This is a genomic window from Sphingomonas sp. (assembly GCF_039594485.1).
In the GTDB taxonomy this organism is placed as follows: domain Bacteria; phylum Pseudomonadota; class Alphaproteobacteria; order Sphingomonadales; family Sphingomonadaceae; genus Sphingomonas.
Genome location: NZ_JBCNNI010000071.1, coordinates 1 through 6,800 on the forward strand (window position 1 = coordinate 1; position 6,800 = coordinate 6,800).

General features: G+C 66.3%; 7 protein-coding genes. 4 read left to right on the forward strand and 3 right to left on the reverse strand.

Annotated features, from left to right (window positions below):
* The first annotated feature begins 320 nt into the window (after positions 1-320).
* The 3 genes from ABDV78_RS19250 (at position 321) to ABDV78_RS19260 (ending at position 1,718) form a co-directional block, all read left to right on the forward strand.
* The gene (locus tag ABDV78_RS19250) at positions 321-596 is read left to right on the forward strand and encodes a hypothetical protein (protein ID WP_343529060.1); all 276 of its coding nucleotides are present in this window, start codon (positions 321-323) and stop codon (positions 594-596) included.
* A gap of 71 nt (positions 597-667) precedes the next feature.
* Positions 668-1,177 (forward strand): hypothetical protein, encoded by a 510-nt coding sequence (locus ABDV78_RS19255; RefSeq protein ID WP_343529061.1) that lies wholly within the window; start codon positions 668-670, stop codon positions 1,175-1,177.
* Between the two features lie 52 nt (positions 1,178-1,229).
* On the forward strand, positions 1,230-1,718 hold the full coding sequence (locus ABDV78_RS19260; protein WP_343529062.1) for a hypothetical protein: 489 nt from the start codon (positions 1,230-1,232) through the stop codon (positions 1,716-1,718).
* A gap of 379 nt (positions 1,719-2,097) precedes the next feature.
* Here the strand turns inward: ABDV78_RS19260 and ABDV78_RS19265 are convergent, their stop codons facing one another.
* From ABDV78_RS19265 to ABDV78_RS19275, 3 genes are all read right to left on the reverse strand, one after another.
* Positions 2,098-2,748 (reverse strand): FAD-dependent monooxygenase, encoded by a 651-nt coding sequence (locus ABDV78_RS19265; protein WP_343529063.1) that lies wholly within the window; start codon positions 2,746-2,748, stop codon positions 2,098-2,100.
* 9 nt (positions 2,749-2,757) lie between these two features.
* Positions 2,758-4,368, reverse strand: a complete 1,611-nt coding sequence (locus tag ABDV78_RS19270) for an ABC-F family ATP-binding cassette domain-containing protein (protein WP_343529064.1) — start codon at positions 4,366-4,368, stop codon at positions 2,758-2,760.
* 120 nt (positions 4,369-4,488) lie between these two features.
* Positions 4,489-5,448, reverse strand: a complete 960-nt coding sequence (locus tag ABDV78_RS19275) for an NAD-dependent epimerase/dehydratase family protein (protein ID WP_343529065.1) — start codon at positions 5,446-5,448, stop codon at positions 4,489-4,491.
* A gap of 77 nt (positions 5,449-5,525) precedes the next feature.
* Between ABDV78_RS19275 and ABDV78_RS19280 the strand changes: the two genes are divergently transcribed.
* The gene (locus ABDV78_RS19280; protein ID WP_343529066.1) at positions 5,526-6,404 is read left to right on the forward strand and encodes a LysR family transcriptional regulator; all 879 of its coding nucleotides are present in this window, start codon (positions 5,526-5,528) and stop codon (positions 6,402-6,404) included.
* The last annotated feature ends 396 nt before the right edge of the window (positions 6,405-6,800 follow it).

Sequence of the window (6,800 nt, forward strand, 5' to 3'; positions counted from 1 at the left end):
GCGTCTTTGGGCCCTGGAAGAGCCTTGGACATCCACGCCCGCTCCCCGGCCGAAATCTCTTTCGACCGGGCATGCGGCTACCCATCACGAGGTTTCCACGCCTCGGTCCGCCTGCTGGCGAACGGCATGGGTGTAGGCCGAACCCGTTAACGAACCAAGTCTCGTTGTGCAGGATGGACGTCAGGTTGCTGCACATGCGGCAAGCTGGGCGGCTTCTGACTGCACAATCCGCCGTATTTCTAGATGCTTACTCTCTCCAGCAGCGAGAATCTGCTGGAGGAAAGAAAATGAAGCGACGCCGCTTTCCGTTGGTTTTCCGCGTGAGCGCCATCCTGCTGCTGACCGCCCTGATCGCCGGGCAATGGTGGCAGCGCCAGCCCGCCGGCACCATCGCCGGCTGGGTGCCCGCCATGGCCGAAGTCTATTGCCCGGCTGCCGCGATCCATCACTCCGGCACCGTCGCGGACAGCGCGCGGATACTCGATAGCTGGGGCTATGCCGTGATCGGCGACGCCATCTTCCGCGATGGCCGCGACCGCTGCCGCGTGAAGAGGGGAAGTTCGGCCGGGGCCGAGCGAAGCCCTGACGAGAAATGAAAATCGAAGGGGCCTGATCCGGACAAGCCGGTCCGGGGATCACGCACGTCCACAAAGGTCCCATGTCTCTCATGATCCACGATGTTTTGCCGACCGCCTCGGTCGCGCTGATGCACTATGTCCTCGCAGCCCTCGGCTGCGACGAACCCGCACCGCTGTTCGGCAACTCCGGCCTGCCGGGTGCGGTCGAATGCCTCGACCACAACGTCATCATCGCGATGACCTCCATCACCGAGCCGATGTTCGATCAGGCGCTGCAGCGCTGTGCCGCCACGCGCCGTCGCGACACGCTGCTGATCCGGCATGGTTTTCACCCGGAAACCATCGACCCCGTCCGCGTCGATGTCGCGCTGCGCTCGATCACCGGCCCGCTGCTACTCACCGACCTCAGTTTCTTTCGCGACCGCGACCAGGGCCTGCATCTGGTGCCCGCTCGTGGCGGGCTGTCGGTGAAGCTCGGCCGTCACGGTGTCGAGATCGGCACCCGGCTCCCTTGGAACTGCTTGTGGGACCGCGCGGCCGGGCTGGAGTGCGCCGCCGCCCAGATCGTGCGCGCCTGCCGGAGCGAGAACCAGATTTGAGATGAACGAGACGATGAACGGCCCCGATGCGGGGATGAAACAAGGAGATAGAATGATGACCACGACCTTCGAAGCCGCCGTCACCCGCGCCATCGTCAAGCTGCTGCTTGGTAACCATAAGCTCAAGCCCGGCGTCGTCATCACCGGCGGCGATGCGCTCGGGATCGAGGACAAGATCGAGATGGGCCGCCATGCGGTCGAGACCGACAACGATCTGCTGCACCTCGAATATCGCACCGGACCGACCCCGGCGCTGACCGACATCGCCATGTTCCTGCCGCGCGACGGTCGGTGCCACATCCAGACCGGCTGCCGCCTGTGGCTGTCGAAGGCGGGCAACCGCGGGCTGATCCTGCCGCAGGCCCATGTGCGTGGACATTTCCGCCTCGCCCCGCGGGAGATCATGCACATCGACGGCAAGCCCGCCGACGACCTGAGCGACGGCATCGAACGCGCCAGCACGTGGCTGACCCGGCAGGTCACGCGGCCGGGCGTTCAGTATGACGACGCACAGTGCACGCTGTGGGCGCAGGCCGCCTGACTGATCCGGGTCGAGCTCTATCACCCTATACGGACGAGCCAGCGAATTCAGACAACCGCGGATATATTTTCGCCGTCTGTGTCCGGATACGCCGTCTCGCCCGTATAGGGTATGAGAAAGCCCTTTTTTCCCTCGGAGCAGCCGTCGTTGTGAGCGCTGGCCGACGGTTGGTCTAAGGGCACACGCTGCATTCGACTATTTCGATGCGCGCCCGTCCGCTAACCGAATAGCGGCTTCAGCGGATTGCCGATGAGGCCGCTGACCATGGCCGCCTGAATGCGGGTGGCGGGCCAAAGCTTCGACAACGGCCCGACGATGCGGTCGCGCACGAACGGGATCGCCCGGCTGTCGGACTGATAGACGGGGGTGAACAGCGCGGTCAGCGCCTGATACAGGTGGGCAGGACGCCGACCATCACGCTCGCGCGCCGATAGCGCTGTTCGAGCGCGCCGGGATCGAAACCGGCATCGGCGGGCCAGTCCAACGTGCCCCAGAGCGCACCATAGGCCAGTTTGCGACCGCAGGGCGGCGCCAGCGGCGTCCGCGTGCCGAGCGCATCGACGATCAGGTCGAATGGCCCGACGCGGCGACCGCCCTCCAACAGCAGGAAGCGGCGGTCGTCTGCTGCCGTCTCGCTCCCCGTCACCGCGCAGCCGGTTTCGATCGCGATCCGCTCGGCAGCGACGGCTTCGTGCAGCACGGCGAACAAGGTTGCGCGGTGGACGCCGATGCCAAACCCTGCGTCTTTGCCGAGCGCGGCATAGCGGACGTCGAGAACGACCCGGCCGCTGCTTCCCGCCTCGCCGTGGAGGCGATCGATGCGCGCGCCGTGTTCGAGCAGCGCGTCGGCCAACCCAAGTTCACGCAGGGCGGCAAAGCCTGTCGGCTGGATCATCAGCCCCGATCCGACCGGGCGGGGCGCATCGAACCGCTCGAACAGCGTGACATGGTGGCCGTCGCGATGCAGCAGCAACGCCGTGGCGAGACCGGCCGGGCCACAGCCCGCTATGGCGATATGAAGACGCTGCATGGCGCCAGCCTAACCGGGCTCGGGCGTGGCGGCATCCTCTTTGATGCTGGCGACGGCCACGGATCGCTCGATGCCCATCGCGTTCAGGAAGCGAGCATCGTGGCTGACCACGAGCAGCGCCCCGTCGAACCCTTGCAGCGCGCGTTCCAGAACCTCGATCGACTCGATATCGAGATGGTTGGTCGGCTCGTCGAAGATCAGCAGCCAGGGCGGCTGCGGTCCGGAGAGCGCGGCGGCCAATCCCGCCCGCAGCCGTTCCCCACCCGACAGTGTGCCGACGACCCGCTGGGCATCACGGTTACGAAAGGCGAAGCGCGCGCAGGCGGCATGGACCGTCTCTTCGTCCAGCGTGGGGTGGAGGCGGCGCAGGTTTCCGAGGATGGTGTCGGCGGCGTCGAGCAGGCCGACATGCTGGTCGAGCATGGCGATCCGATCGGCGCGTCGGCGAACCGTACCGCTGGCCGGCGCGAGGTCGCCCTTGGCGAGGCTGAGCAGGGTCGATTTACCGGCACCGTTGCGGCCGGTCAGCGCGACACGCTCGGGCCCGCAGATCGTCAGCGACCAGGGGCCGAAATGTCGGTCGCCATATGCGACGGTCGCTTGCTCGATCGCGAGCAGCTCCGCCTGCGACGGCAGGCCGGTGGCGGGCAGATCGATCGTCAGCGGCATCAGCACCTCAACCCGCGCCTGGGCAGCGTCGCGGGCTTGCACGGCCTCCTCGATCTGTCGTTCGGCGAGGCGGCGGGCCTGTCCCCCGCTGTTCTCCGCGCGCTCGGCCCGGGCACCGAGCAGGATCTTCGGCTCCGATCCCTTGGCGGCGAAGCTGCGCCCGGCCTTGTCGCGCCGGTCCTTGGCCTCGCGCGCGGACTGAGCGGTCAGGCGAGTCGTGCGAAGGGCGGCATCGGTGCGGGTCTGTTCGGCCTCCGCACGGGACCGTTCGGCATCGCGTGCCGCCGCAAAGGCCGACCAGCCGCCGCCGACGATGCGATTGCCGATCGGGCTGAGTTCGACGATGCGGTCCATGGTTTCGAGCAGTGCGCGATCATGGCTGGCGACCAACAGGCCGCCGCGCCAGCCCGCGATCCAGCGTTCGATGGCGGCACGACCTTCGGCGTCGAGATTGTTGGTCGGTTCGTCGAGCAGCAACAGGTCGGGCTTGGCGATCGCCAACCGGGCCATGCCAACCCGCGTCCGCTCGCCGCCGGACAGGCTTCCCATCGGGCGCTCCAGGGCAATGCCGCCGAGGCCGACATCGGCGAGCGCGGCATCGATCGCGGCCGGCAGTACCCAGTCCGCGGCGTCGAAGTCCGCCGCGGTCCCGTCCCCGGCTTCGATCCTTGTCAGGATTGAAAGCGGTTGGTGGACGCCAAGCGCCTGGGCGACGCTATCCCCGTCATGCCAAAGCTGGGCAAGCCGATCGACCATTCCCATGCGGTGGACCGAGCCGGACAAGGGAAGCGCTTCGCCTGCGACGATGTGCAGCAGCGTCGACTTGCCCGATCCGTTGCGCCCGACCAGGCCGATGCGCTCGGCGCCGACCGACAGGGTCAGATCATGGAAGAGCGGTCGGCCGTCAGGCGTGGCGGCGGAGAGGTTGGAAAGAATGAGGAAGCTCGACATAGACACCGTGACGGACAGAAAGGACAGGCTGGATGGCGCTGATCTTCCGGTCGTTCATGGTCGTGGCTCCTTCGGTCTCGCCACCGATATAGCCGATGGCGGCTCCCGCGTCACCCGGGGTCAGAGACAGCCGAGGCCCGCCAGCGTCACGCGGACCGCTTCGTCAAGGGGCGTATGCGGTTCCTGCCCGAGTTCCGACACGAGGCGGTCGTTCGCCAGGCGCACCGGCTGCCGCCAGAGATAGCGCATCTCCATCAACTCGCGTGGCGTCGTGGCGAATAGCGCGGCCAAGCGAAGCTGCCACCAGGGCATAGGGCGGATCGGCACGGCCGGGTCACCGAGCGCGCGGGCAATCGCCTCGACCATGTGCCGGCCGTTCGGATCCCAATGGCCGTCCATGTGGAACCGCGCGAAGGCCGGCAGGTCCGGCTCGTCGAGCAGCCGCGCCATCGTCTCGGCGACGTCGGGCAGGTACGCCCATTGATGACCCACCCCGCGCTTGCCGGGATTACGGATCACGCGGGGCCGGGAGCCGAGCGTGATCAGTCCCTGACCGAACCAGTTGTTCGCGGCGCCCGGGCCGAAGAAGTCGCCCGCGCGGACGATCAGGACCTTGGCGTCGCCAGCGTCGGCGGCCGCTTCCAGGCGCTGTTCCAGTTCGACACGGATCGCGCCCTTGCGGGTGCGCGGATGCTGTGGGGCATCCTCGGCGATCGACGGAAAGGCATCGGCGCCGAAATTATAGACCGTCCCCGGCAATAGGATACGGGCCCCGCTGGATTTCGCCGCCGCCAGCGTGCTGTCGAGCATTGGCAGAACCAGTGTCTCCCAGTCGCGATAGCCCGGCGGGTTCACGGCATGGACGATGGCGTCCGCCCCCATGGCCGCTGCAATCACGTCCGCCGGGTTCAGCGCATCGCCCCTCACGCCGATGCATCCCTCGGGAAGGTGCGCGGTGTCGCTTCGGATCAGGGCCCGGACGATCCAGTTGCCGGCAATTAGACGACGGGCCATCGCCCCGCCGATCCCTCCGGTAGCGCCCAGGATCAGGGCTGTTCGCTGTGTCATCATTGCCTCCATCGATACGGCGGCGATGATGGTGGCAGTTTAACGCAACGAAAATTGCCGAAAGGCGGCAAGCCGCTATACGTAAATCTATGAGCAACGAACCAAGCTGGGATGTCTATCGCAGTTTCGCCGCCGTGCTGCGCGAGGGATCCTTGTCCGGTGCGGCTCGGGCGCTCGGCATGACGCAGCCGAGCATCGCCCGCCATATCGATGCACTCGAACAGGCGATCGATGGCAAGCTGTTCGTCCGTACGCAGCGAGGGCTGTCGCCGACAGATCATGCGTTGTCGCTTCGTCCCCATGCCGATGCGCTGGTGGCTGCTGCGGCGGCACTACGGCGATCGGGCAGCGGCGGTCCGGATGCCGTCTCCGGCGTCGTGCGGATCAGCGCCAGCCAAGCGGTCGGCGTCATGCACCTGCCGCCGATCCTGGCGGATCTCCGCCGGGCGTATCCCGAATTGACGATCGAATTGTCGCTGTCCGATCAGCCCGACGATCTGCTTCAACGCCATGCCGACATCGCGGTGCGGATGTTCGAGCCAACCCAGAAAGCGTTGGTCGCCTGCCACGTCGGCGATGTTCGTCTCGGTTTCCACGCACGCCGCGATTATCTCGACCGGCGCGGCATGCCGAACACATTGGTCGATCTGTCCGGCCACGACCTAATTGGCTTCGACACCGAGACGGGTTTCATCCGCGCGGCCATGCGGCACCTGCCGGGTATCGACCGGTCCGCGTTCGCCTTGCGGGTCGACAGCGATGCGGCGCAGTTCGCGGCTATTCAGGCGGGATTCGGGATTGGCATTTGCCAGGCTGTCGTCGCCAAGCGTGATCCGGCGCTAATACGGATTCTTGCCGATGTGCTGGACCTGCCCCTGCCTATATGGATCGTGATGCACGAAGATTTGAAGCGCATCAGGCGATGTCGTGTCGTGTTCGACATGTTGACGATGGTGTTTAAGCGCTGACCCCCGCCCCGGTTGTTGGGACCGGTGAGGCAGGCATAGCGTCGGAACTTTCGGTAGAGAGCTGCCCGTGCGGTTATGGGTGCGCGTAAGGCGAAAGCGGCTATTTGTTCATGGCCGGCGCGACAGCAGCTACCGACCAACTCAAGACATTCAGCGTCGTTGATGCGAGCGTCCGCTTTTGCTGAAACCCGCCAGGCGTGTCGCGCAAAACGACCGGTCGGCTTTGCGCCCCAGTTCCTGACGTTAGCCATCCCTTTCGTTGGTCCCGATGTCCGTCGTCAGGACATTTGGCGCAGATGGGGGCGTAGATTAGTGGAGAGCGGGCCTCGTCTGGGGGCTGATGTTAGGCGGCCAGCTTGCGGTGCAGCAAGCGCCGATATTCGAGGGTCTGTCGCT